This is a genomic window from Stenotrophomonas nitritireducens, from assembly GCF_001700965.1.
GTDB classification, from domain to species: domain Bacteria; phylum Pseudomonadota; class Gammaproteobacteria; order Xanthomonadales; family Xanthomonadaceae; genus Stenotrophomonas; species Stenotrophomonas nitritireducens_A.
This window is the reverse complement of the sequence record NZ_CP016756.1, coordinates 1,174,814-1,199,124: the sequence shown is the minus strand read 5'-3', so window position 1 is coordinate 1,199,124 and position 24,311 is coordinate 1,174,814. Positions and strand designations below refer to the sequence as shown.

Sequence of the window (24,311 nt, the reverse complement as noted above, 5' to 3'; positions counted from 1 at the left end):
AGATCATTGCCGTAAGCTCTCCAAGCAGCAGGAAATCCCGGGTGCGCTGCGCTTACCCGGGCTACCCGGTCATCCTGCCGATGCGGATCCCTGCTGCGACGGCGGCTCGTCGATCACCTCACTACCCGGGTGCCTGGCAAAGCGCCCCTGCGTGGCCGGATGCACCGGCCCATGGCCGGACCAGGGCCAGCCACCAAACTGGGTGCGCCCATAATCGCGGCGCGCCTGCTCGATCTCCTCGGCGCTGTTCATCACGAACGGGCCATAGGCCACGACCGGCTCGGCAATCGGCACGCCCTGCAGCAGTAGGATCCGCACCACCCCGTCGCCGCCGTTGTGCAGGGGCAGGGTACTGCTCGCTGCCACTTCCAACAGGCGGGGTTGGGCGATGGCGGTGCCGTCCACCTGCAACTGCCTGCCATCGTGGAAGTACAGCGTGCGCCGTGCGCCCGGCCTGCTGGCCGCCGGCAAGGTCAAGGAAGCGCCTGGCTGCAGGGTGATCTGCCACACCGCCAGGTCGGCATCCGGGTCGGCTGCCCACGAGTTGCGGGCCGGTGCCAGCGGAGCGATCTCGGCCTGCGCGTCTTCCTGTGGCCGGTAGCGGCCGGCAATCACATTCACTTCGGCGCCGTCGCTGCGGTACTTGGGAATGTTCTGCGCCCACAGCATCACGAATTCCGGATCGGCCATCTTGCTGCGCGCCGGCAGGTTCAGCCATATCTGGTACAGCTCCAGCGGATTGGCCTGCTCGCGCGAGCGCAGCGGGAACATCTCCGAATGCTGGATGCCGCGGCCGGCGGTGAGCCATTGCACGTCACCTTCGCCGTAGCGGGCCGTGGCACCGAGCGAATCGGCGTGGTCTACCACGCCCTGCGGCACGATGGTGATGGTTTCAAAGCCACGGTGCGGATGCGCCGGGAAACCGGGCACGTTGACGCCGTGGTACATGCTGAAACCGTCCTTGCCACTGAAATCCGAGCCCAGCTCGCGGCCGCCGAGCAGGCGCATGTCCACTGCCTGGTCGGCGGTGGCCGGCGGGAACTGGTCCAGATGGTAGGCGCAGAACAGGAACGGATCGGTGCCCGGCCACGGGTGGCCCAGCGGTTCGTTGCGGAGGATCAGGTCGGACATCGGTGACTCCTTGGCCTGGGTGGGGCGGCGCGCCAGCGGGCTGGCGCCCGGCTGCGTGGACATGCTCTATTGATGGGTGCGCGGTTCTACGCCACAAGGAGGCACGCCGATGGCAGCAACTCACACCGGTGATACTGGGCCGAACGAAGGTGAAGACGCGGCGTATTGCAGGCAGGTCCGCTCGTTGCTGGACCGTGTGGGCGAGAAATGGAGCCTGCTGGCGGTGATTGCGCTGCGTGGCCAATCGCGCCGTTTCAACCAGCTGCGGCGCGAGCTGAGTGGGGTCTCGCCACGCATGCTGGCGCGGTCGCTGCGGGGGCTGGAGCGCGATGGGCTGGTCAGCCGGCAGGTGTACCCGACCGTGCCGCCGCAGGTGGACTACGCCTTGACCGCGCTTGGCCAGTCGCTGCTGCAGCCGGTGGACGCCCTGCTGGAATGGGCGTGGGCGCACCAGCCGCAGATGGACCAGGCGCGTTCCGATTTCGATGCGCACCAGCAGGACCCGGATGACGCGCTGCCGTAGCGGGGATTGGGCCGGGCTGACCTTGCGTTTTCAGGGGACGCCGATAAGGTGATGCAGCACGTTCAGGTGCACAAGGATGACGGATGGACGACAGTTGGGTGTTGTTGATAGTCCTGTTGGTGCTGGCTGCGTTGGCAGTACCGGTATTGCTGGTGGCAGCGTTGGTATCGGTGTCCTCGCTGAAGCGCCGCGTGGCCGTGCTGGAAGCGCGTCTGGATGCTGGCGACACCGAAGCCGTACCGCGCGCGCCGCGCGCCGAACCCGTCCAACCCTACGCCTGGCGGGAGCCGGAGCAGAATCCGGACGATTCCGTTGCCGTGGCGGAGGCCGCTGCGCCGGTCTCACCGGCTGACGTCGCGCCGGTCGCCGCTGCAGCCGCCCCGCCGCCACTCCCGCCCCGGCCAGCGCCGCTCGATCCGCTGGATCCCTTGGCGGTCGCGCCGCGCTCCCCGCTTCCGGCGCGCCGTGAGCCAGCCCCCGAACAGACCTGGACGCCTGCGCCACCGGCCGAACCCAATGTCATCGAACGGGCGCTTGCCTATGCCAAGCAATGGCTGACCAGCGGCAATGTGCCGGTCAAGGTCGGCATGTTGGTGCTGCTGGCCGGTGTCGCCGCCCTGCTGAAGTACGCCAGCGACCAAGGCTGGTTCGTGGTGCCGCCGAGCCTGCGTCTGGCCGGCATCAGCGCCGCCGCGCTGGCCGGCCTGGTGTTCGCCTGGCGCAAGCGCGAGAGCCACCGCAGCTTCGCCTTGGCGACGCAGGGCGGCATGATCGGCATCCTGTTGCTGGTGGTGTTTTCGGCCTGCAAAAATTACGGAATGATCGGCGTCGCGCCGGCGTTCGCGCTGAGTGTGGTGCTGATTGCCGGCCTGTCGGTGATGGCGGTGCTGCAGGAGAGCCGGACCCTGGCCATCCTCGGCGTGCTGGCCGGCTTCATGGCACCGATCTGGTTGTCGGACGGCAGCGGCAACCATGTCGCCCTGTTCTCGTACTACGCCCTGCTCAACGTCGGCATCTTCGCCATTGCCTGGGTGCGGCCGTGGCGCATCCTCAACCTGCTGGGCTTCGTCTTTACCTGGGGCATTGGTACCGGCTGGGGCGTGCTGGACTACGCGCCGGCCAAGTTCAACAGCACCGAGCCCTTCCTGGTGCTGTTCTTCGCGTTCTATCTGCTGTTGCCGTTGCTGTATGCACGCAAGGCTCCGACCACGGGCAGCGCGCGGATCGATGGCTGCCTGCTGTTCGGCACGCCGTTGATCGCGTTCTCACTGCAGGCGGCGCTGTTGCAGGGCGATCGCATGCCGCTGGCCCTGTGTGCGCTGGGTGTGGCGGTGCTGTACGCCGTGCTGGCGCGCGCACTGATCAACAACGAACGCATGAATGTGCTGGCGCGCGGCTACGCCATTCTCGCGGTGGGTTTCGCCACCCTGGCGGTACCGTTGGCCTTGTCGGCCAAGGCAACGGCATCGGTGTTCGCGCTGGAAGGTGCCGGCCTGGTATGGCTGGGCCTGACCCAGGACCGCCGCCTGGCCCGCTGGACCGGCATTGGCCTGCAGCTGGCGGCTGCTGCGGCGCTGGCGTTCGGCGTATCGGGCAGCCATTTCAGCGCAACAACCGCCATTGCCAACGCTGCCTTCATGGGCGCCTTGTTGATTGCCGTGGCTGGCTTTGCAACCGCCTGGTGGTACCGCGCCGCGGGCAACCAGCAGCTTGCGACCGTGGCTTACCTGTGGGCGCTGGCCTGGTGGCTGGGCAACGTGATCATGGAGATAGGTGATTTCGTTGAAGTCGGCAGCCGCCTGCATGCAGTGTTGCTGTTGCTGGGCGTCACCGCGTGGGTGGCCGCCGAAGTGCAGCGCCGTGCACCGGCCTTGGCGCTTTCGTTGACGACGCTGGGCGGCTTTGTCATGGCCTTTCCAATCGCCTTCCTGCAGGTGTCCGAGTACGGCCAGCCGTTCGCCGGCCATGGGGCATGGGCATGGGCGCTGTTTGCCGCACTGGGTGTGCGCAGCCTGATGTGCCTGCGTGCAGGCAGCGGCACGGTGGCGGGATTGGCGCAGCTTGCCTGGTGGCTGCTGTGGCCGACGGTATTGTCGTTGCTGGCCTGGCATGTCGGCGCGCGCTTCGACCTGGCCGAAGGCTGGGTAGGCATGCTGCTGGCATTGCCGTGGCTGCTGTTGGCGGTGCTGTCGATGTATCGCTGGGCCTGGCTGTCGCAGCCCTTGGGTGATGCTTTTGCGCGCTATCGCCTCGCCTTGCAGATGGCCGTGTTCGGGGTACTTGGGCTGTGGTGGCTGGCATCGCTGGCCAGTGCGGGCACGGCCGCGCCGCTGCCGTGGATCGTGGTGTTCAACCCGTTGGAGCTGGCCGAGATCGCAGCGCTGGTGCTGCTGGTCATGCGTCTGCGCCAGAACGGCGCTGCAGCGGTGCTGCCAATGCAGCTGGTGGCGACGGCGCTGGCCGCATTCGTGCTGGTGACGGTGATGACACTGCGCGGCGTGCACCACTGGGGTGATGTGTGGTGGAACGGCAACCTGCTCGACAGCAAGTTGGCACAGACCAGCCTGACCGTGGTCTGGAGCCTGCTCGGTGTTATGGGCTGGATCAGTGGCTCGCGGCGCGGGCAATGGGGGCTGTGGCTGGCCGGCGCCATCCTGATGAGCGTGGTGCTCGCCAAACTGCTGCTGATCGATCGAGGCAACCTGGGCGATCTGCTCGGTATCGGCGCCTTCATCGCCTATGGTTTGCTGTGCACCCTGGTGGGCTGGTTGGCGCCGGCGCCACCGCGGCGTGCAACAGCGGCAACAGACAACAAGGAAACATCCGCATGATCAAACGCCTGCTGGTAATGGCCCTGCTGCCGCTCAGTGCCCACGCGGCCGACGACTTTGCCCGGCAATGGCCGCTGCAGTTGTCGCAGCCCGAGGCCGGTGCCTATCGCGTGCCGCTGGATTCAACGGTGTACGCGGCGGTGCATTGGCGCGACCTGCGCGATGTACTGGTGATCGATGCCGATGGCAAGCCGGTGGCAAGCGCGGTATATGCCGCAGCGACACCGCTGGGCGGCGCAGTGCGCACCGCGCCGTTGCAATGGTTTGCATTGCCAGCGGCCAGCGCGGCGGGCGACGATGACCTGAGCGTGGTGGTGCAGCGCGATACCGCCGGCAAGGTGATCTCCATCCGCAACCTGGTAGGCACGGCGCCTGCGGCAACCGCAGCCGACCCGGTATGGCTGATCGATCTGGGCGATGAAGCAGGCAAGCTGCACAAGCTGCTGGTGGACTGGAGCGACACGGCGGCCTCGCTGGATCTGGGCTACCGGTTGGAAGGCAGCGATGACCTGCGCGGCTGGCAGGTGCTGGACCCACAGGTGCGGCTGGTGCAGCTGCGCAACCAGGGCAATGAGCTGCGCAGCAACAGCATTCCGGTTGAATCGAGCCTGCGCTATCTCCGTCTGGTGCCGCTGCAGCGTAGCGGTGCGCCGCCGTTGCAGGGCTTGCGCGGTGAGTTCGCCGACGTGGTTGAAGCCGGCGACTGGCAGTGGCAGGAATTACAGGCCGCGGCAGGCGGCAATGGCAAGGATGGTTACCTGTATCGCCTGCAGGGGCGGTTCCCGGTGCAGCGGCTGGATGTGTTGATGCCGGCCAACAGCGCGGTGAGCTGGACGGTCTCCAGCCGCGATGAGGATCGGGCCCGGGCCGCCGACGGCGAACCTGTCTGGCAGACCCTGACCAGCGGCTGGAATGCGTGGAACCTGACACAGGCCGGTCGGCAGCAGCGTTCAGCGCCGCTGGAAACCTCGGGCATCATCGATGATCGGCAATGGCGCCTGCAGGCCGAACCGGGTGCGGTACCTGCCGCTGCGCCTGTGCTGCGGCTGGGCTATCGCCCGGGCAGCGTGGTGTTTCTTGCACAGGGCAAGCCGCCTTACCTGCTGGTTGCCGGCAGCGCGGATGAAGGCAAGGCGCAGGCCGCGCTCGAGCCGATGCTGGCGGCATTGCGTACACACAACGGTGCGCAGTGGCAGCCGGCCGCGGCAAGCCTGGGCGCCGGTGCGCAGCGCGCCGGCGATGCGGCCTACCAGCAGCCCGAAGCGCCGCGCGACTGGAAGAACGTGGTGTTGTGGCTGGTGCTGGTGTTGGGTGCAGCAGCGGTGGCGGGTTTTGCTTTCAGCTTGATTCGAAGCAGCCGCACGGACAAAAGCGAACCATGATGTAGTGCCGAGCCATGCTCGGCAGGGGCTTGCCCAAAAATCCGCATGTAGGAGCGGCGTAAGCCGCGAAGCTGATGCGAAGAAGCCGGGCAAGGTGTGTGCAATTGCAATCGGGTCAGGCTGCTGGGGCACTGCTTGTTTCGCGGCTTACGCCGCTCCTACACGCTTGGGTTTGCTGGTAAAGCCTCAGCCGAGCATGGCTTGGCTCTACAGATTGAAATCCTTGCTCAGTAGGCCGTACATGGTGCTGTCGCAGATTTGGACAGACGCGGGTGGGGGCGAACGACGCCTACTTCAAATGCTATGGAGCTTTCGTCAATGCGCCGATGAAAATCCTGCGCAGTTATCGATCATCGTTCGGGAAGTCGGATTGAACGAGGAATTCGAATAGCAGGGAACCTCAATGTAGTGCCGAGCCATGCTCGGCAGGGGGCTTGCCCAAAAATCCGCATGTAGGAGCGGCGTCAGCCGCGAAGCTGATGCGAGTAAATTGGGAAAGGCGTGTGCAATTGCAATTGGGTAAGGCCGCTGGGGCACTGCTTGCTTCGCGGCTTACGCCGCTCCTACACGCTTGGTTTACAGGTAAGGCCTCAGCCGAGCATGGCTCGGCTCTACGGTTTGAAGTCCTTGCTCAGCAGGCCGTACATGGCGCTGTCGCAGATTTCGTCGTTCACGTTCCAACGTTCGCGGAACACGCCTTCGTGGATGAAGCCCAGCCCTTCCACCAGACGGCGGGAGGGCTGGTTGCGTGGATCGATGTCGGCTTCGATGCGGCGCAGCCGCAGTTGGTTGAACGCGTAAGCTAGGATCAGCCGCAGGGCTTCGCTGGCCAGGCCGCGGCCCTGCCAGTCGGGATGCAGGCTGTAACCAATTTCCGCGCGGCCCTGTGGGAGGTCGATGGCGAACAGCACACCGCTGCCGATCAGCAGGTCGGTGCTGGCATCGGCAATGGCCCAGATCAGGATGTCCAGCTCGCGACGCTGGCGCTGGATATCGGCAATCTTCTGCTCAGCCTGCTGCAATTCGGTCCAGGCCGGGTAGCTCCAGTAGCGCATTACCTGTGGGTCGCTGTGGATGGCAAACAGCGCCGGGGCGTCGTCAGCACGGACTTCGCGCAGGTGCAGGCGGGGACTGGACAGCTCGGGTTGTGGCAGGCGTGGCGACATCCATTTCACCTTGGGTTTGCCCCGCTAGGCAGGGCGGGCGAGAATTGCGGTTTCCCCATACTGCGGAGCTGATCCTGCCATGTCCATCGTTCGCATGACCGACCTCGACCTTTCCGGCAAGCGCGTACTGATCCGCCAGGATCTGAACGTGCCGATCGATGAGAGCGGCAAGATCACCTCCGAGCAGCGCATCACCGCGTCGCTGCCGACCCTGAAGCTGGCGCTTGAGGCCGGTGCGGCCGTGCTGGTCACCTCGCACCTGGGCCGCCCCAAGGAAGGCGTGTGGACCGAGGCCGATTCGCTGGCACCGGTGGCCAAGCGCCTGTCCGAGCTGCTGGGCGTGGATGTGCCGCTGGTCAAGGATTGGGTGGACGGCGTGGACCTGGCCCTGGGCCAGATCGTGCTGCTGGAAAACTGCCGCATGAACGTGGGCGAGGGCAAGGACGACGAGGCGCTGTCGAAGAAGTACGCGGCGCTGTGCGATGTGTTCGTGATGGATGCCTTCGGCACCGCGCACCGCGCCCAGGCCTCCACTCATGGCGTGATCCGCTTCGCCCCGGTCGCCGCGGGTGGTCCGCTGCTGATGGCCGAGCTGGATGCGCTGGACAAGGCGCTGGCCAACCCGGCGCGGCCGCTGCTGGCCATCGTTGCCGGTTCCAAGGTCTCCACCAAGCTGGAGCTGCTGTCCAGCCTGGTCAGCAAGGTGGATCAGTTGATCGTCGGCGGCGGCATCGCCAATACCTTCATCGCTGCCGAAGGGCATGGCGTGGGCAAGTCGCTGGTCGAGAACGATCTGCTCGATACCGCCCGCAAGATCGATGCCGATGCCAAGGCGCGCGGCGCCGAAATCCCGCTGCCGACCGACGTGGTCGTGGCCCCGGCCTTTGCCGCCGATGCACCGGCCACGGTCAAGGCGGTGGACGCGGTAACTGCCGACGACATGATCCTCGATATCGGCCCGCAGACAGCTGCCCAGTACGCCGAACTGATCGCCAAGGCCGGCACCGTGGTGTGGAACGGCCCGGTCGGCGTGTTCGAGTTCGACGCCTTCGGCAAGGGCACCGAAGCGCTGGCCAAGGCCATTGCAAGCTCCAATGCATTCTCCATCGCCGGTGGTGGTGACACCCTGGCCGCAGTCGACAAGTACGGCATCGCCAAGCAGGTGAGCTACATCTCCACCGGCGGCGGTGCGTTCCTGGAGTTCCTGGAAGGCAAGACCTTGCCGGCGGTGGCAGCGCTGGAGGCTCGCGGCAAGTGAGGGCGCCCTCACGAACCTGTTGCGTTCGATCTGTGCCCCGCGTGCGGTGCTCGCAATGTTCACGTATTCAACATGCGTTGCGCTTGCTCCGCTCCACCACGGGGCACAGCGCATCGCTCACGACGGATCGTGAGGACGTTGTATGAGCCGCGATGTCTTCTTCTTCGATCTCGACGGCACGTTGATTGATTCGGCCGTCGGCATCACCCGCTGCGTGGCCCACGCGCTGGAAAAGATGGATCAGCCGGTGCCGGGTGATGCCGAGCTGCGCAAGTGGATCGGCCCGGCGCTGCGTACCAGCTTCGCCCCGGTATTCGGCGACGCGCAGCGGGTCGAGCAGGCGGTGGAGCTGTACCGCGAACGTTTCGACGTGCTGGGCTGGCAGGAGCACGAGATCTATGCCGGCATTGGCGAGGTCGTGCAGGGCCTGCGTGCGGCCGGCCATCGTCTGGCGGTGGTCACCGCCAAGAACGAGCCACATGCGCGGCGCATCGTTGCCCATCTGCCGTTTGGCGAATGCTTCGAGGACATCATCGGCGCAACCCCGGATGGATCGCGTAGCCACAAGCCGGAGCTGATCGCCGAGGCCTTGCAGCGCTTGTCGCTGCAGCCATCGCAGTGCTGGATGATCGGTGACCGGCGCATGGATATCGAGGGGGCTCGCCACCACGGCATGCGCAATGTCGGCGTGCTGTGGGGCTTTGGTGGCCGCGAAGAGCTGCAGGCTGCCGGCGCGGGTGCCTTGGCAGCGACGCCGGCCGAACTGGCGGCGCTGCTGCGTGCGTGATTGAAGGTGTTCTGCTGGATCATGGTTCCGCTGGCCGGGGCCATGATCCAGGCAGGCCTTGAAAAAGCCGCTGCGTCATTCCCGTGCGTGCGGGAGCTGCGATCTGAAAGAGATGCAGGCAGCACACCGGGTCTGATCGCTGTGCCAGGCCCTTGTCGTCCGATGTCCTCGGCATGTCTCTACTGCCAGCGTTGATTGCTGCGAAGCAGCACAAGCTGCCCTTGGCTCAACATGCAACTGCAACACGCCGGTGTTGCACTGTCTGCGCTGCTTGATGATCACTGCAGGTCAGTTGCAGGTCTTGCGTTGTCATACCGTACGGCATGTCTGGACCGCCTGTCTTGCCTGTCTTTGGGACAGTGCAGAAAGTGTCGTATGAAATCGTATGCGACATCGTTGTCATGCAATGGATGTGCTACTTTCGGCGGTCTATCAGGGAGACCACGCACAATGATTGAACGTCAGCGCCGCACCAAGATCCTCGCCACCCTCGGGCCGGCAACCGACGCGCCGGGCGTGCTGGACGATCTGTTCCGCGCCGGCGTCAATGTTGTGCGTTTGAACTTCTCCCACGGTGATCCGTCCGGCCAGGCCAAGCGCGCTGCCGATGTACGCGCCGCCGCGCAGCGTGTCGGTGTGGAAGTGGGCATCCTGGCCGACCTGCCGGGCCCGAAGATCCGCATCGAGCGCTTTGCCGAAGGCAAGATCAAGCTCAAGGCCGGTGATCGTTTCGACCTGATCGCCAGCACCTCGGCGCCGGCTGGTGATACCAACCAGGTGGGCGTGAGCTACCTGGGCCTGCCGCAGGACGTGGCACCCGGTGACGTGCTGCTGCTCGACGACGGCCTGATGCAGTTGCAGGTTGTGGAAGTGCAGGGCGAGCGCATCATCAACACCGTGCTCAACGACGGCGTGCTGTCCGACCGCAAGGGTTTGAACAAGCAGGGCGGTGGTCTGTCGCTGGGTGCGTTGACCGAGCGCGACAAGGAACTGATCGGCATCGTCGCCAAGATCGGCGTCGACTTCATTGCCGTCTCGTTCTGCCGCAACGCGCAGGACATGAACGACGCGCGCGAAATCGCCGAGTCGCATGGCTGCTACGCCGCGCTGGTGTCCAAGATCGAACGCACCGAAGCCATCGAGAACCTGGAAGAGATCGTTGACGCCAGCGATGTGGTGATGGTGGCGCGTGGCGACCTGGGCGTGGAAATCGGCGATGCCGAACTGCCGGGCCTGCAGAAGAAGATCATCAAGGCCTCGCTGGCGCAGAACAAGGTGGTGATCACCGCCACGCAGATGCTGCAGTCCATGGTCGAAAGCCCGATCCCGACCCGCGCTGAAGTGCTGGACGTGGCCAACTCGGTCATCGACGGTACCGACGCGGTGATGCTGTCGGCTGAAACCGCGGCCGGCATGTATCCGGTCAAGGCGGTCGAGGCGATGGCCCGCATCTGCCTGGGTGCCGAGCGCCAGTTCCAGACCGAGACCGATTTCAACGCCTCGCCGCGTAACTTGGAGCGTGCTGACCAGGCCATCGCCATGGCCACCATGTTCCTGGCCCAGCACGTGGGTGTGCGCGCCATCGTGGCGATGACCGAATCCGGTGGTACCGCCCGTTACCTGTCGCGCTTCCGCGCCAAATCGCCGATCTATGCGGTCACCCGCCATGACGGCGCGCGCCGGCAGATGGCACTGATGCGCGATGTGTTCCCGATCAACTTCGACAGCCGGGGCTTCACCCCGCGTGAAGCCGCGCGCGGCAGCATCCGTCTGCTGGTCGAGTCCAATCTGCTGGAAGCCGGTGATCGCGTGGTGTTCACCAGCGGTGAGCACATGGAAACCCATGGCGCCACCAATACCCTGCGTCTGCTGGAAGTGGGCAACGACGGCCGCGCCAGCGGTCTGGGCGACCTCTAAGCAGCGCCAGCGGCAAGCCACCGCTCCGGTCATGAACTGATCGGGACGGACAGGCTTTGTCCTGACATGACAGCCTGAAACCGGTTCCAGACCTTGCGGGCAGCCAGCCGGTGAGCGTGCCGGGCTATAATCCGGGTTTTCCCGCACGCTGTCACAGGAACCTCATGAGCATCGAACTGCTGGCTGAAACCGCCCAGGCCATGGTCGCCCCGGGTAAGGGCATCATCGCCATTGACGAATCCACCGGTACGATCGCCAAGCGCTTCGCAAGCGTCGGCATCGAGAACACGGAAGAAAACCGTCGTGCCTACCGCGAACTGCTGCTGACCACGCCGCGTCTGAACGAGCACATCTCCGGTGCGATCCTGTACGACGAAACCATCCGCCAGTCGACCAAGGACGGCGTGCCGTTCGCCAAGTACATGGCCGACAACGGCATGATCCCGGGCATCAAGGTCGACAAGGGTGCACACCCGCTGGCCGGCTGCCCCGGTGAGCTGGTGACCGAAGGCCTGGACGGCCTGCGCGAGCGCCTGCAGGAGTATTACAAGCTGGGTGCACGTTTCGCCAAGTGGCGTGCGGTGATCAACATCGGCGACAACATGCCGTCGGGTACCTGCATCGAGTCCAACGCCCATGCGCTGGCCCGCTATGCCGCGCTGTGCCAGGAATGCGGCCTGGTGCCGATGGTCGAGCCGGAAGTGATCATGGACGGCGACCACGACATCGAGACCTGCTACGAAGTCACCGAAGCCACCCTGCGTTCGCTGTTCGATGCGCTGTACCAGCAGAACGTGGTGCTGGAAGGCACCATCCTGAAAGCCTCGATGGTCATCCCGGGCAAGACCTGCGACGAGCAGGTGGATGTCGAGGAAGTGGCTGAGTCCACCGTGATGTGCCTGAAGTCCACCGTGCCGGCAATCCTGCCGGGCGTGGTGTTCCTGTCTGGCGGCCAGAGCGATGAGCAGTCCACCGCTCACCTCAACGCCATGAACCAGATGGGCAACCTGCCGTGGCCGCTGAGCTTCTCCTACGGCCGCGCCATGCAGCAGGCCGCACTGAAGCTGTGGGCCAAGGACATGAAGGGCAACTACGCTGCCGCACAGAAGACCGTGTTCGAGCGCGCCAAGGAAAACGGCCAGGCTGCACAGGGCAAGTGGGAAGGCTGATAAGCCACCCCGCGTGAGTTGAACGAAACGCCGGCCAACAGCCGGCGTTTTTGTTTTTGTTTTTTTTTGTTTTTTTGTAGGAGCGGCATCAGCCGCGAAGCTGGTGGTAAACAAACCGCCAGCATGGCTGCAACTGCACAGCTGCTGGCGGCTGTTGCATTGCCAGCTTCCCGGCTCACATCGCTCCCACAACAACCAAGCCCAGCACTCCCCCTACAATCGGCATTTGTGTCTGGGAGTGAGCGCATGCATCGCAGGATCACGCTGGGGCTGTTTGCATCGATGATGGCGGTGTCCGCTCTTGCTGCGGAACCACGCGGCTTTGATGTACAGCACTACGCAACCACCCTGGATCTGGATATCGCAGCCACTCAGCTGCGCGGCGAAACCCTGGTTCACTTCAATGCAACGGCGCCGCTGAGCCAGCTGGTTCTCGATAGCGGTGAGCTGGTCATTGACGCGGCCATGCACGCGGGCGAGCCGCTGCGCTTTCAGCAAGCCGATGGAAAGCTGACCGTCGACCTCGCGCAGCCCCTGGCTGCTGGTGAGCACGCCAGCGTGCAGCTGCGTTACCACGGCAAGCCGCGCTTCGGCCTGGAGTTCGCGCCGGCGCGCAACGAGGTGTACACCGTCTTTTCCACCGACCAGTGGATGCCATCGATCAATGCGCCGGACGAGCGCGCCACCTTGCTGCTTGCGCTGCGCCTGCCCAAGGGGCTGCAGACCGCGGCCGTCGGTGATGCCTTGCCGTCACGGCAGTTGCCCGATGGCCGTATCGAGCACCGCTGGCAGCTGCGCACGCCCATGCCTGGCTATGTTTACGGCTTCGCAGCCGCGCCTTATCGGCATGTGCAGCAGTCGCATGGCACCGGCATGCTGCATTACTACGCGCTGGATCGTTCCGAGGCAGAGCTGAGCCAGCTGTTTACCGCCACCGGCGAGATGCTCGACTTCTTCGCCGAACGGGCGGGGCTGGCCTACCAAGGCGACTATCACCAGGCACTGGTGGAGCGCACCATCGGCCAGGAGATGGCGGGGCTGTCCTTGATGTCGGAGGCCTATGGAAAACAGGTGCTTGCCGATGCCAGCCAGACCGGCTTGATCGCGCACGAGGCTGCACATCAATGGTGGGGTAACCGTGTCACCTGCGCGGGTTGGGAACACTTCTGGCTCAACGAAGGTTTCGCCAACTTCATGACGGCTGCATGGCTGCAGCACAGCCAGGGCGAGGCGGCCTACCAGGCGATGGTGCAGGGCTGGGAGCAGCGCTTGCGGGCGCTGCGTGAGAAGGGTGCCGATCGGCCATTGCAGTACCCGGACTGGAACAAGCCCAGCGCTGATGATCGTGCGGTGGTCTACAAGAAGGGCGCTTACGTGCTGCACCGGCTTCGCCTGGAGCTGGGTGAGGAGATGTTCTGGCGCGGGCTGCGCCAGTACACACAGGCAAACGATGGGAAGTCGGTGGTGACAGCGGACTTCCAGAAGGCAATGGAAGCGGCGGCAGGGCGCTCGCTGCAGGCGTTCTTTGATAGCTGGGTTTATGGCGTAGGCGGTGAGCTGGGGTGATGGGCTTGCTGCTGCGAAGCGCTACTCCTCCCCCAACCCTCCGCTTGCCTGCGGCAAAGGGAGGGGGCAGAAGCGGCGGCTTGCGATCTACTCGACCTGCATGATCGGCTCCCTCTCTTTCGCGTAGCGAAGGGGAGGGTTGGGGAGGGGTAAATTTTTGCCCTGCTCTAGGCTCAAGCACAAGCGCGCAGAAGAAACCTCAATGCGCAGCCGCAAACCCACCTGCAAATGACGCCAGCACCGGTGCAGCCTGCTCCGGCGCAGGGGCTGCGCTGGCCAAGGCCTGCTGGTAGATCTTGAACGCCGCGGCGTTGTAGGCCACCAGCACGATGCGCGATGGCCGCGCATGGCTCTTCTGCCAGGTCAAGGTTTCGGTGGCGGCAATCACTGCCGCCTGATGCAGCGGGTAGCCGTACACGCCGCAACTGATTGCCGGGAAAGCAATCGATTCAAGACCCATCTGCTCGGCCAGTCGCAGCGATTGCCAATAGCAATTGGCCAGCAACGCAGCTTCATCGTGGCGACCATCGCGCCAGACCGGGCCGACGGTATGGAAGACATGCCGTGCCGGCAGATCGTGGCCGCCGGTGGCGCGCACCTCGCCAGTGGGGCAGCGCACGCCGGGTCGCAGCTCGGGCAGCTGCTCGCATTCGCGCAACAGCCCGGGGCCTGCGGCTCGATGGATGGCGCCGTCCACGCCGCCGCCGCCGAGCAGGGTTTCGTTGGCTGCGTTGACGATGACGTCAACCGCCAGTTCGGTGATGTCGCCCTGCCAAACTTCAATGTTCATGGCCGTGATCTTCCGTTGCGATGCATGAGAAAAATGTGACGGCTGCTGCCGCGCCGCCACAGCTGCAGTCTGCGCTCATGTGGTCTCACCTGGCGCGATTCACTGGCGCGGAAAAGCACGAAGGCCGCACAGGCGGCCTTCGCGTTGCTGACGGGTTAAGTAACGCGGGTTACGGAAGACCGGCCAGCCAGTCGTCGTCAGAGCCATCGTTGACGTCGGCGAACAGCGGGGTGGAGAAGTAGCGCTCGCCGGTGTCGGGCAGCATCGCCAGGATCACAGAGCCGGCCTCGGCGCTGGCGGCCACATCCAGCGCACTGGCGACAGTGGCGCCGGAGGAAATGCCGACGAAGATGCCTTCCTCGGCAGCCAGCCGCCGCGAGGTTTCAATCGCGCGTTCGTCCTGGATCGACAGCAGCTGGTCGTAGACGTTGCGGTTGAGCACTTCCGGGATGAAATCCGGGGTCCAGCCCTGGATCTTGTGCGGGCTGAAATCCTTGCCGGCCAGCAATGCGGCGCCAGCTGGTTCGGTTGCGATGATGCGGGTGTCGGGCCGGGCCAGCTTGAGTACCTCGCCGACGCCGGTCAATGTGCCACCTGTACCCCAGCCGCTGACAAAGTAGTCCAGGCGCTTGCCGGCGAAGTCGCGCAGGATCTCGGCGGCGGTGGTCTGGCGGTGATACGCCGGGTTGGCCGGGTTGGCGAACTGGCTGGCCAGGAACCAGCCGTGCTGCTGGGCCAGCTCCTTGGCCTTGCGCACCATGCCGGTGCCGCGCTCGGCGGCCGGGGTCAGGATCACCTTGGCGCCGTAGGCACGCATCAGCTTGCGGCGTTCGATGGAGAAGGTTTCCACCATGGTCGCGACGAACTTGTAGCCGCGTGCGGCAGCCACCATTGCCAGAGCGACGCCGGTATTGCCCGAGGTGGCTTCCACGATGGTATCGCCGGGCTTGATCAGGCCCTTTTTCTCGGCGTCGAGGATGATGGCCAGGGCCAGCCGGTCCTTGACCGAGCCGGCCGGGTTGAACGACTCGACCTTGACGTAGATGTCCACGCCGGCCGGCGCAAGCCGGTTGAGCTTGACCACCGGGGTATTGCCGATGGTGTCCAGAATGCTGTTGTACAGGGCCATTGAAGTCTCCGGGGAGGTGGTCAGGCGGCGTCGGCCAGTGTGGGCGTTGTCGTCTTTGCGGAAAGTGAGGAAACAGTGGGCGTTGCGTGCAGCGGCGTGGCGCCGAACCAGTTCAGTTCGTCGGCCAATGCCGCCACCTCGCCGAGGATCAGCAGTGCCGGTGACTGCACCTGGTGCTGCGAAGCGGCATCGGGCAGCTGCCTGAGCTGGCCGCTGACCACGCGCTGGTTGGCGCGCGAGCCGTTTTCGATCAGTGCAAATGGCGTGCTGGCGGGCAGCCCGGCGCCCAGCAGGTGGCTGCGGATCTGCGCCAGCGCGGCCACCCCCATGTAGAACACCAGGGTCTGCCGTGGTTGCGCCAGCGCCGGCCAATCCAGCGTATCCAGCGAATCCCGGCAGTGCGCGGTGACCAGGCGCAGTTGCTGGGCATGATCGCGGTGGGTCAACGGAATGCCGGCGTAGGCGGCGCAGGCCAGCGCCGCGGTGATGCCGGGCACCACCTCGAAGGCAATGCCGTGGGCGCGCAGGAACTGCAGTTCCTCGCCGCCGCGGCCGAATACGAAGGCATCGCCACCCTTGAGCCGCACCACGCGCTTGCCCGCACGCGCGTGCTCGAGCATCAGTGCATGAATATGTTCCTGCGCGGTGCTGTGCCCGCGCGCGGATTTGCCGACCTCGATGAAGTCCGCATCGCGGCGCGCAAGCTGCAGCACATCAGCGCTGACCAGGCGGTCATGCAGGATCACATCGGCCTGGTTGAGCGCGCGCAAGGCGTTGAGGGTGAGCAGGCCCGGGTCGCCGGAGCCGGCGCCCACCAGCACCACCGAACCGGCATGCGCCGGTGCTTCGGCCGCCATGTCCAGTAGCAACTGGGTTTCGGCCGCGATCGACTGGCGCGCGCGCAACAGCCCGAGCAGCGGGCCTTCGATCAAACGGTCGAAGAAACGGCGGCGTGCAGCCAGTTCGGGGAAACGTTCACGTATCACCCCGCGCTTGCGGCTGACCAGTTGGGCCAGTTGTCCCCAGGCCTGGTCGAACAGTTCTTCAATCTGCCGACGCACGTGACGGGCCACCATCGGCGCGCCGCCGCCGCTGGAAATGGCGATCTGCAGCGGGCCACGTTCCACCACCGCCGGCACATGGAAGCCGGACAGCGCTGCATCGTCCACCACGTTGACGAACAGGCGCCGCGCTTCGGCGGCCTCGGCGACGGCATGGTTGATGGCGGCGTCGTCGGTGGCCGCGATCACCAGCCAGATCGCCTGGTCCAGCCAGGCCGGGTCGAACCGGCCATTGAGCCAACGCACCTGGCCGGCATCGGCCAGCTGTTGCAGGCCGGGGCTCAGCGCAGGCGCCCCCACCCGGGGCAGGGCGCCGGCACGCAGCAGCGCCTCGGTTTTGCGTTCGGCCACCGCGCCCCCACCGACAACCAGCACAGCCCGACCCTTGAGGTCGGCAAATAGGGGGAACAAGGAGCTGTCCAAGGCGATGGCGGCGGCGGTCGGAATAAGGACGATGACCGTAGCGCCCGCCCTTCACGCCCGGAAATGAAAAGCACCCCGGGTCAGATAACTTTAGGTTATAAGTATTCACAGCGTTTTGGCCTACATTCTTCACAGTTCCTTACTGAAGATCTCTGCTCACCACTGCGATGACACTTACCCAACTGCGTTACCTCGTTGCTATTGCCGATGCCGAGCTGAACATCACGCTCGCCGCGACACGGGTGCATGCCACCCAGCCGGGGTTGTCCAAACAGCTCAAACAGCTTGAAGACGAGTTGGGTTTCCTGTTGTTCGTGCGAAAAGGGCGCAGCCTTGAATCGGTGACGCCGGCAGGTGAGGAAGTCATCAGCCGCGCGCGCTCGGTACTGGCCGAAGCCAACAACATCCGCACGTACGCCGCCAACCAGCGCCGTGAAAGCCATGGCCAGCTGATCCTGACCACCACCCACACGCAGGCGCGCTTCGTGCTGCCGCCGGCGGTGGCGCGCATCAAGCTGGCCTATCCGCAGGTCAGCGTGCATCTGCAGCAGGCTGCTGAAAGCGATGCACTGGATCTGCTGAGCCAGGGCGATGCGGACATCGCCATCATCAGTACCGCCGGTGGCGAGCCCAGCACTGGCATCGCGGTGCCGCTGTACCGCTGGCGCCGGCTGGTGCTGGTGCCCAAGGGGCACCCGCTGGACCGCGCCGGTGTGGCGCCGGACATGGCCGCACTGGCCAGCCATCCGCTGATCAGTTACGAGTCCTCCACGCGCATGAGTTCGTCGTTGCGGCGTGCGTTTGCCGCACTGGATCTGGAGCCGGACCTGACCCTGACCGCGCTGGACGCGGACCTGATCAAGACCTATGTGCGTACCGGCCTGGGCGTCGGCCTGTTGGCGGAAATGGCGGTGAGCGCCAACGATACCGACCTGCGCGCCTGGCCGGCCCCGCCATCCATCCCGGAATGCGTTGCCTGGGCGGTGCTGCCGCGAGATCGCGTACTGCGTGATTACGCACTGGAACTGGTGCACGTGCTTGCACCGCAGATCGACAAGCGCGATTTGCGCCGCGTGCTCGACGGCAACCAGCAGGCCGATTGGCCGGTGCCGCCGAGCTGGGAATCGTTGACACAGACGATTACGGTCTAAGCGCAGCAGATCACCGGTAGAACGGAGCCATGCTCTGCGGGGGCGTTACCGATAGATGCACACCGATCTTGTAGGAGCGGCGTAAGCCGCGAAGCTGATGCTCCATCGGGGCATAGAAATTTCTGCAGTTTCATTGGTCCCAGTTTCGCGGCTTACGCCGCTCCCACAAACCGTGGGCGCTGATGCTGTGCCGGTATGGCCTCTGCCGAGCATGGCTCGGCACTACAGGTCTTGAGTTTGCGTGCGTCTGATGGCTACTGAAGCATGGCTGTGCTCCACGGGGCGTTGCCGAGAAATGCTCACTGATCTTGTGGGAGCGGCATAAGCCGCGAAGCTGATGGTCCATCGGGGCACACGAATTTTTGCAGTTTCATTGAAGCCAGCTTCGCGGCTTATGCCGCTCCTACAACAGCCCAGGGGTTGATGGTTTGCCGGGCAAGCCCCTGCCGAGCATGGCTCGGCACTACAGGGTCTTGAGTTTGCGTGCGTCTGGTGGCTGCTGAAGCATGGCTGTGCTCCACGGGGCGTTGCCGAGAAATGCTCACCGATCTTGTAGGAGCGGCATAAGCCGCGAAGCTGATGGTCCATCGGGGCACACGAATTTTTGCAGTTTCATTGATCCCAGCTTCGCGGCTTACGCCGCTCCTACAACAGCCTGTGGTTGATGGTTTGTCGGGCAAGCCCCTGCCGAGCTTGGCTCGGCACTACGGTCTGCGTGGTGTGAATGGGGTGTGCGGCAAACGGTCGCAGTTGCGCGGCGGCTTCTGCGTTTGCCCTGCCGATAAACTGTGCTGCTCATGCGTTCGCTCCGCTTCCAATCCTTTGCACTTCTGCTGGCCTTTGCCGCTGCCCTGTTGATGGCAGTGGCACCGGTGGTCAGTCGCTGGTTGCAATCGCAGCAGCTGCCAATCCAGGGCATGGATCATGCGGTGCATGAAATCGCGATGCAGATGCCTGCGGACGGGCATGCGGAGCATCACGACATGCAACACATGCCGCACGCAGGGCATGAGGCAGTAGCGGCAGGCGAAAAGCCAGCACCTGCACCGGCCGATCCACATGCCGCCCACTGCGAGGCCTGCGATTACTGCAGCATGGCCTCGCGTCTATTGCCATGGCTGGCGGTGATGCTGGTGCTGGCACCGCTGCTGTATCGGCTTGCCCCACAATCACCGCGTAAAACCCATCACGCTGCCAGCCTGCGCTGGCCAGCGCATCCGCCGCGCGGTCCGCCGGCGCTCTCCAGCTAACGCCACCTTTCCTGTTTGCCGCGCGCAGCCTTGGGCAGCGCGTGGTCGTGTCGTATTGGAGAACTGCATGAAATCCCTTTCCCGTATGCCGGGTGCACCGGCATGCCTGTCTGTCTGTGTCTGTATCGCGTTGTTTCCTCAGCTGGCGCAAGCTGCCGAGCGTGATCTGACCAGAACTCTGGATACCCTGGTGGTCACCGCCGCAGCCCCGTCCTCGCCGCTGCAATGGGTGACCGATCCGCGTCTGCCGCGGCAACCGGTGCCGGCCAGTGATGGCGCCGATTACCTGAAAACCGTGCCCGGCTTCTCGGCCATACGCAACGGTGGCACCAATGGCGATCCGGTGCTGCGCGGCCTGTCCGGGTCACGGCTGAACATTCTCAGCAACGATGGCAACCTGATCGGCGCCTGCCCGTCGCGGATGGATAATCCGCTGTCGTATATCGCACCGGAAACCTATGACCGCCTGACCATCATCAAGGGCCCGCAGAGCGTACGTTGGGGGCCAGGTGCGTCTGCCGGTACGGTACGTTTCGAGCGCGAGAAACCGCGTTTCGACAGCCCCGGCATGGAGCTGAAAGCCAGTGCGCTGGGCGGCTCCAACAACCGCAACGATCAGATGCTGGATGCCAGCTTCGGCAGCACGCCTGGCTATGTGCGGGTCAATGGCAACCGCTCCGAGTCCGACGACTACCGCGATGGCAATGGCGATGTGGTGCCCTCGCGCTGGCGCAAGTGGAATGCCGATGCCGCCATTGGCTGGACGCCGGACGCGGATACGGTGGTTGAGCTCAGCGCCGGCCGCGGCGACGCCATCGCCCGTTATGCCGGCCGTGGCATGGATGGTGCCGCGTTCAAGCGTGACAGCTATGGGCTGCGTTTCGAACGCGACAACCTGCCCGGTGCGTGGGACAAGCTGCAGGCCAATCTGTACTACAACAACGCCGATCACCTGATGGACAACTACACGCTGCGCACGCCCAACCCGGCCAGCAGCATGCCGATGCCGATGGCGTCGAACGTGGAGCGGCGTACCACTGGCGGCCGCGTCAGCAGCGAGTGGCGTTGGCAGGATGTGGCCATCGTTGCCGGTGTGGATGCGCAGGACAGCCGCCACCGCAGCCGTAACGGCATGGGACGCAATACCTGGCGGCAATCGCCGTGGAAGCGTGATGCCGACTTCAGCAGCCAGGGGCTTTTCAGCGAGCTGACCCTGGGTGAAGGCACCGCGCAGCGTTGGATCGGCGGTCTGCGTGTGGACAAGGCGCAGGCCAAGGACAGGCGCGCCACCACCGGCATGATGAACATGCCCAATCCCATCGCCGGGCAGAAGCGCAAGGAGAATCTTGGCAGCGGCTTCCTGCGCTACGAGCGGGATCATGGCCAGGCATGGACGTGGTATGCCGGTGTCGGTCACAGCGAACGCATGCCCGACTACTGGGAATTGTTCTCGGCCAATGCGGGCCCGGCGGGTAGCGTCAATGCCTTTACCGGGGTCAAGCCGGAGAAAACCACCCAGCTCGATCTGGGTCTGCAGTTTCGCGGTGAAAAGCTCGATGCCTGGGTATCGGCGTATGCCGGGCGGCTGCAGGACTACATCCTGTTCCAGTACCGCAGCGGCGGCATGATGGGCAGCAGCACGCAGGCGCGTAATGTTGATGCACGCATTGCCGGGGCCGAAGCCGGCCTGGAATGGCGTCCGGCGCAGGCATGGAAGCTGGGCAGCACGCTGGCTTACGCCTGGGGTGAGAACCGCAGCGAGAATCGCCCGCTGCCGCAGATCCCGCCGTTGGAAGCGCGCTTGTCTGCTTCGTACGAACAGGCGCGCTGGTCGGCGGGAGCCTTGATGCGCGCGGTTACGCGGCAGAACCGGGTCGCGCTGGATGAAGGCAATGTGGTGGCGCGTGATCTGGGCCCGAGTGCGGGCTTTGCCACCTTGTCACTCAATGGCGCGTACCGGATCAATGATGGGCTGCGCGCCAGCGTGGGCGTGGACAATCTGTTTGATCGCGCCTATGCCGAGCATCTGAATCTGGCCGGCAGTGCGGATTTTGGTTTTCCTGCCGATCCGGTCCGCATCAATGAGCCGGGGCGTTCGTTCTGGTTGAAGCTGGATTACCGGTATTGAGACAACGACGCCCGCCTCGGTGAGGCGGGCGTCGAGATTGCCGCAATGCTGCTGTGGGAGCGGCGTGAGCCGCGAAGCCCTTGCTGCATCCGGTCGTGCGTGCAGTTCGATCTGGATGGTCAGCTTCGCGGCTCACGCCGCTCCTACACAGGCCCGCGCTGGCTCAGATCTCTTCGTGCAGGCCGCACTCGCGCTTCAGGCCGAAGAAGCGGGTGTCTTCCTCGCGCATGCCCGGCTCCCAGCGGCGGGTGGTGTGGAAGTCACCGATCGATACGTAACCCTGTTCCCACAGCGGGTGATAGGGCAGCTGGTGCTGCTGCAGGTAGTTCCACACATCGCGATCGTTCCAGTCGGCAATCGGGTTGACCTTGTAGCGCTCGCCACGGCGTTGCAGCACCGGCGTATTGGCGCGGCTGGCGGACTGGCTGCGGCGCAGGCCGGTGAACCAGGTGCCTACCTGCAGGTCGTCCAACGCACGCTTCATCGGCTCGACCTTGCGCAGGTTGTTGTACTGCTCGATGCCGACCACGCCCTGTTCCCACAGACGGCCATGGCGCGCCTCCATCCACGCGCGGCTGACCTGCGGGCGGTAGACCTTGAGGTTGAGCTTGAGCCGGTCGGTCAGCTCGTCGGCGAAGCGATAGGTTTCCGGGAACAGATAGCCGGTATCGATCAGGATCACCGGAATGTCCGGGCGCTGGCTGCTGAGCAGGTGCAGGGTCACCGCCGACTGTGCGCCAAAGCTCGACGACAACACATGCGCGCCAGGCGCGTTTTGCAGCGCCCATGCCACACGCTGCTGCGCGTCCATGGCGTCGAGCAGCGTATTGAGCGGGCCCAGGTCCTCCGGCAAGGCTACCGGGGCGGTGTTCGATGTCTTGGGCAGGGCGCTCATGCTTGCAGTTCCACGGAAATCTGGCGGTGGGTGGGGTAGGGCGGCAGGGCAACGATGCCGCTGCGGTGCAGGAAGTCGCCGAAGCCTTCGTCGGCATCGCGTTCGCCGGCGTAACGGGCGAACAGCGGCTCCAGCGCGGCCAGGATGTCCGGCTCGCTGATGTTTTCGCGGTACAGCGTGTTCAAGCGCTGGCCGCGATGGTCGGCGCCAAGCATCAGGTTGTAACGGCTAGGTGCCTTGCCGACCAGGGCGATCTCGCCCAGATAGGGGCGCGAGCAGCCATTCGGGCAGCCGGAAATGCGCAGCAGGATCGGCGCTTCGGCCAGGCCGTGCTGCTCCAGCAGCGGCTGCAGCTTGGCGCTGAATTCGGGCAGGTAGCGCTCGGCTTCGGCCATGGCCAGGCCGCAGGTGGGCAGCGCCACGCAGGCCATGGCCGCGCGCGCCAGTGCGGTCGGCGCGCGGTTGCCCGCGTCCAGGCCGGCGCTTTGCACGATGGCATCTATCTGCGCACGTTGTGCGGCCGCCACGCCGGCGATCACCAGGTTCTGGTTGCCGGTCATGCGGAACTCGCCGTCGAGAATACGGGCGATTTCACGCAGGGCGGTGAGGTGCGGGGCGCCGGCGACGTCGGCGATGCGGCCGGCCTGCAGTGACAGGGTCAGGTGCCAGCGGCCATCGTCGCCTTCGACCCAGCCGTAGCGGTCGCCGTTATGGGCAAAGGCGGCCGCGCGTGCGGGCGCGAAGCGGATGCCGGCGCGGCGTTCGATCTCGGCAACCACGGTATCCAGGCCGTGGTCGTCGATGGTGTACTTGAAGCGGGCGCGCTTGCGCACGTCGCGATTGCCCAGGTCGCGCTGGGTGGTGACCACCGCGGTGGCCACATCGAGCAGCGCGTCACGTGGGATGAAACCGACACTGTTGGCGATGCGCGGATAGGTTTCGGCATCGCCATGGGTGGCGCCCATGCCGCCGCCGAGGGTGACGTCGTAGCCGAGCAGTTCGCCGGCAGCATCGAGCACGCCGATGAAACCCAGGTCATTGGCGTAGACGTCCACGTCGTTGAGCGGCGGCAACGCAAAGCCGATCTTGAACTTGCGCGGCAGGTAGCGCTCGCCGTAGATAGGCTCTTCTTCGGCACCGCTGCCGGCCACGCGCTCCTCGTCCAGCCAGATTTCGTAGTAGGCGCGGGTATTGGGGAGCAGGTGCTCGGAGGTGCGCGCGGCATCGGCGTAAAGCGTGGCGTGCGCGCTGGACAGCAACGGGTTGGCGGCCACCAGCACGTTGCGGTTGACGTCGCCGCAGGCGGCCAGGGTATCGATCAGGGCGGCATTGATGGCCTGCATCGTCGCCTTCAGTTCGCGCTTGATCACGCCGTGGAACTGGAAGGCCTGGCGGGTGGTGATGCGCAGCGAATGGTTGCCGAAGCGGGTGGCGATGGCATCGAGCTTGAGCCACTGCTGCGGGCTGATCACGCCGCCGGGGGTGCGGGTGCGGATCATGAACTGGTAGGCCGGTTCGAGCTTCTGCCGGCGGCGCTCGTCGCGCACGTCACGGTCATCCTGCTGGTAGCTGCCGTGGTACTTGATCAGGGTCTGGTCGTCTTCGCGCAGGGCGCCGGTGACGGGATCGGCCAGGCTTTCCAGCAGGGAGCCGCGCAGGCGGTTGCTGTCGGCCTTGATGTTTTCAACGGAGTGGGTGCTCATTGCGTTCGCTATCTGAAGTCGGAGGTTGCAGGGGCGGCATACGCCGCGAAG

The 24,311-nt window shown here is 65.1% G+C and carries 18 protein-coding genes; 11 read left to right on the top strand and 7 right to left on the bottom strand.

Annotated elements, in window-relative coordinates; translation table 11 throughout:
* Positions 1–69 precede the first annotated feature (69 nt).
* Positions 70–1,194: a pirin family protein gene (locus BCV67_RS05125; RefSeq protein ID WP_197430065.1), complete on the bottom strand. Its 1,125-nt coding sequence runs from the start codon at positions 1,192–1,194 to the stop codon at positions 70–72.
* A gap of 46 nt (positions 1,195–1,240) precedes the next feature.
* On the opposite strand from BCV67_RS05125, the gene BCV67_RS05120 reads away from it, so the two are divergent.
* The 3 genes from BCV67_RS05120 (at position 1,241) to BCV67_RS05110 (ending at position 5,867) form a co-directional block, all read left to right on the top strand.
* Positions 1,241–1,654: a winged helix-turn-helix transcriptional regulator gene (locus BCV67_RS05120; RefSeq protein WP_062166758.1), complete on the top strand. Its 414-nt coding sequence runs from the start codon at positions 1,241–1,243 to the stop codon at positions 1,652–1,654.
* An 83-nt stretch (positions 1,655–1,737) separates the two neighbouring features.
* Positions 1,738–4,485: a DUF2339 domain-containing protein gene (locus BCV67_RS05115; protein ID WP_062166757.1), complete on the top strand. Its 2,748-nt coding sequence runs from the start codon at positions 1,738–1,740 to the stop codon at positions 4,483–4,485.
* Entirely contained in the window at positions 4,482–5,867 is a 1,386-nt protein-coding gene (locus tag BCV67_RS05110) for a DUF3999 family protein (RefSeq protein ID WP_062166756.1), read from the top strand. Before BCV67_RS05115 ends, BCV67_RS05110 begins: the two co-directional genes overlap by 4 nt.
* Before the next feature lie 611 nt (positions 5,868–6,478).
* Here BCV67_RS05110 and BCV67_RS05105 read toward each other — a convergent pair.
* The gene (locus BCV67_RS05105; protein WP_062166755.1) at positions 6,479–7,033 is read right to left on the bottom strand and encodes a GNAT family N-acetyltransferase; all 555 of its coding nucleotides are present in this window, start codon (positions 7,031–7,033) and stop codon (positions 6,479–6,481) included.
* 79 nt (positions 7,034–7,112) lie between these two features.
* Here BCV67_RS05105 and BCV67_RS05100 point away from each other — a divergent pair, with 79 nt between their 5' ends.
* The 5 genes from BCV67_RS05100 (at position 7,113) to BCV67_RS05080 (ending at position 13,730) form a co-directional block, all read left to right on the top strand.
* On the top strand, positions 7,113–8,291 hold the full coding sequence (locus BCV67_RS05100; RefSeq protein WP_062166754.1) for a phosphoglycerate kinase: 1,179 nt from the start codon (positions 7,113–7,115) through the stop codon (positions 8,289–8,291).
* Positions 8,292–8,433: 142 nt separating this feature from the next.
* On the top strand, positions 8,434–9,078 hold the full coding sequence (locus BCV67_RS05095; RefSeq protein ID WP_062166753.1) for an HAD-IA family hydrolase: 645 nt from the start codon (positions 8,434–8,436) through the stop codon (positions 9,076–9,078).
* A 450-nt stretch (positions 9,079–9,528) separates the two neighbouring features.
* Entirely contained in the window at positions 9,529–10,995 is a 1,467-nt protein-coding gene (gene pyk / locus BCV67_RS05090) for a pyruvate kinase (RefSeq protein WP_057629715.1), read from the top strand.
* A 164-nt stretch (positions 10,996–11,159) separates the two neighbouring features.
* Positions 11,160–12,164 carry a class I fructose-bisphosphate aldolase gene (locus BCV67_RS05085; RefSeq protein ID WP_062166752.1) on the top strand — a complete coding sequence of 335 codons (1,005 nt, stop codon included), beginning with the start codon at positions 11,160–11,162 and terminating at the stop codon, positions 12,162–12,164.
* A gap of 246 nt (positions 12,165–12,410) precedes the next feature.
* On the top strand, positions 12,411–13,730 hold the full coding sequence (locus BCV67_RS05080; RefSeq protein ID WP_065868047.1) for a M1 family metallopeptidase: 1,320 nt from the start codon (positions 12,411–12,413) through the stop codon (positions 13,728–13,730).
* A gap of 199 nt (positions 13,731–13,929) precedes the next feature.
* On the opposite strand, the gene BCV67_RS05075 is transcribed toward BCV67_RS05080, so the two are convergent.
* The 3 genes from BCV67_RS05075 to cysG form a co-directional block, all read right to left on the bottom strand.
* Positions 13,930–14,520: an O-acetyl-ADP-ribose deacetylase gene (locus tag BCV67_RS05075; RefSeq protein WP_062166751.1), complete on the bottom strand. Its 591-nt coding sequence runs from the start codon at positions 14,518–14,520 to the stop codon at positions 13,930–13,932.
* 169 nt (positions 14,521–14,689) lie between these two features.
* Positions 14,690–15,649: a cysteine synthase A gene (gene cysK / locus BCV67_RS05070; RefSeq protein WP_062166750.1), complete on the bottom strand. Its 960-nt coding sequence runs from the start codon at positions 15,647–15,649 to the stop codon at positions 14,690–14,692.
* Positions 15,650–15,669: 20 nt separating this feature from the next.
* Positions 15,670–17,121 (bottom strand): siroheme synthase CysG, encoded by a 1,452-nt coding sequence (gene cysG / locus BCV67_RS05065; protein ID WP_428999503.1) that lies wholly within the window; start codon positions 17,119–17,121, stop codon positions 15,670–15,672.
* Between the two features lie 179 nt (positions 17,122–17,300).
* Here cysG and BCV67_RS05060 point away from each other — a divergent pair, with 179 nt between their 5' ends.
* From BCV67_RS05060 to BCV67_RS05050, 3 genes are all read left to right on the top strand, one after another.
* Entirely contained in the window at positions 17,301–18,284 is a 984-nt protein-coding gene (locus BCV67_RS05060; RefSeq protein WP_062166748.1) for a LysR family transcriptional regulator, read from the top strand.
* Between the two features lie 797 nt (positions 18,285–19,081).
* Positions 19,082–19,534, top strand: a complete 453-nt coding sequence (locus BCV67_RS05055) for a DUF2946 family protein (protein WP_065868203.1) — start codon at positions 19,082–19,084, stop codon at positions 19,532–19,534.
* Positions 19,535–19,601: 67 nt separating this feature from the next.
* Positions 19,602–21,662: a TonB-dependent copper receptor gene (locus tag BCV67_RS05050; protein WP_062166747.1), complete on the top strand. Its 2,061-nt coding sequence runs from the start codon at positions 19,602–19,604 to the stop codon at positions 21,660–21,662.
* Between the two features lie 163 nt (positions 21,663–21,825).
* Here BCV67_RS05050 and BCV67_RS05045 read toward each other — a convergent pair whose 3' ends face one another.
* Positions 21,826–22,557 (bottom strand): phosphoadenylyl-sulfate reductase, encoded by a 732-nt coding sequence (locus BCV67_RS05045; RefSeq protein WP_062166746.1) that lies wholly within the window; start codon positions 22,555–22,557, stop codon positions 21,826–21,828.
* Positions 22,554–24,260: an assimilatory sulfite reductase (NADPH) hemoprotein subunit gene (gene cysI / locus BCV67_RS05040; protein ID WP_062166745.1), complete on the bottom strand. Its 1,707-nt coding sequence runs from the start codon at positions 24,258–24,260 to the stop codon at positions 22,554–22,556. The genes BCV67_RS05045 and cysI overlap by 4 nt, the downstream gene beginning before the upstream one ends.
* Between the last annotated feature and the right edge of the window lie 51 nt (positions 24,261–24,311).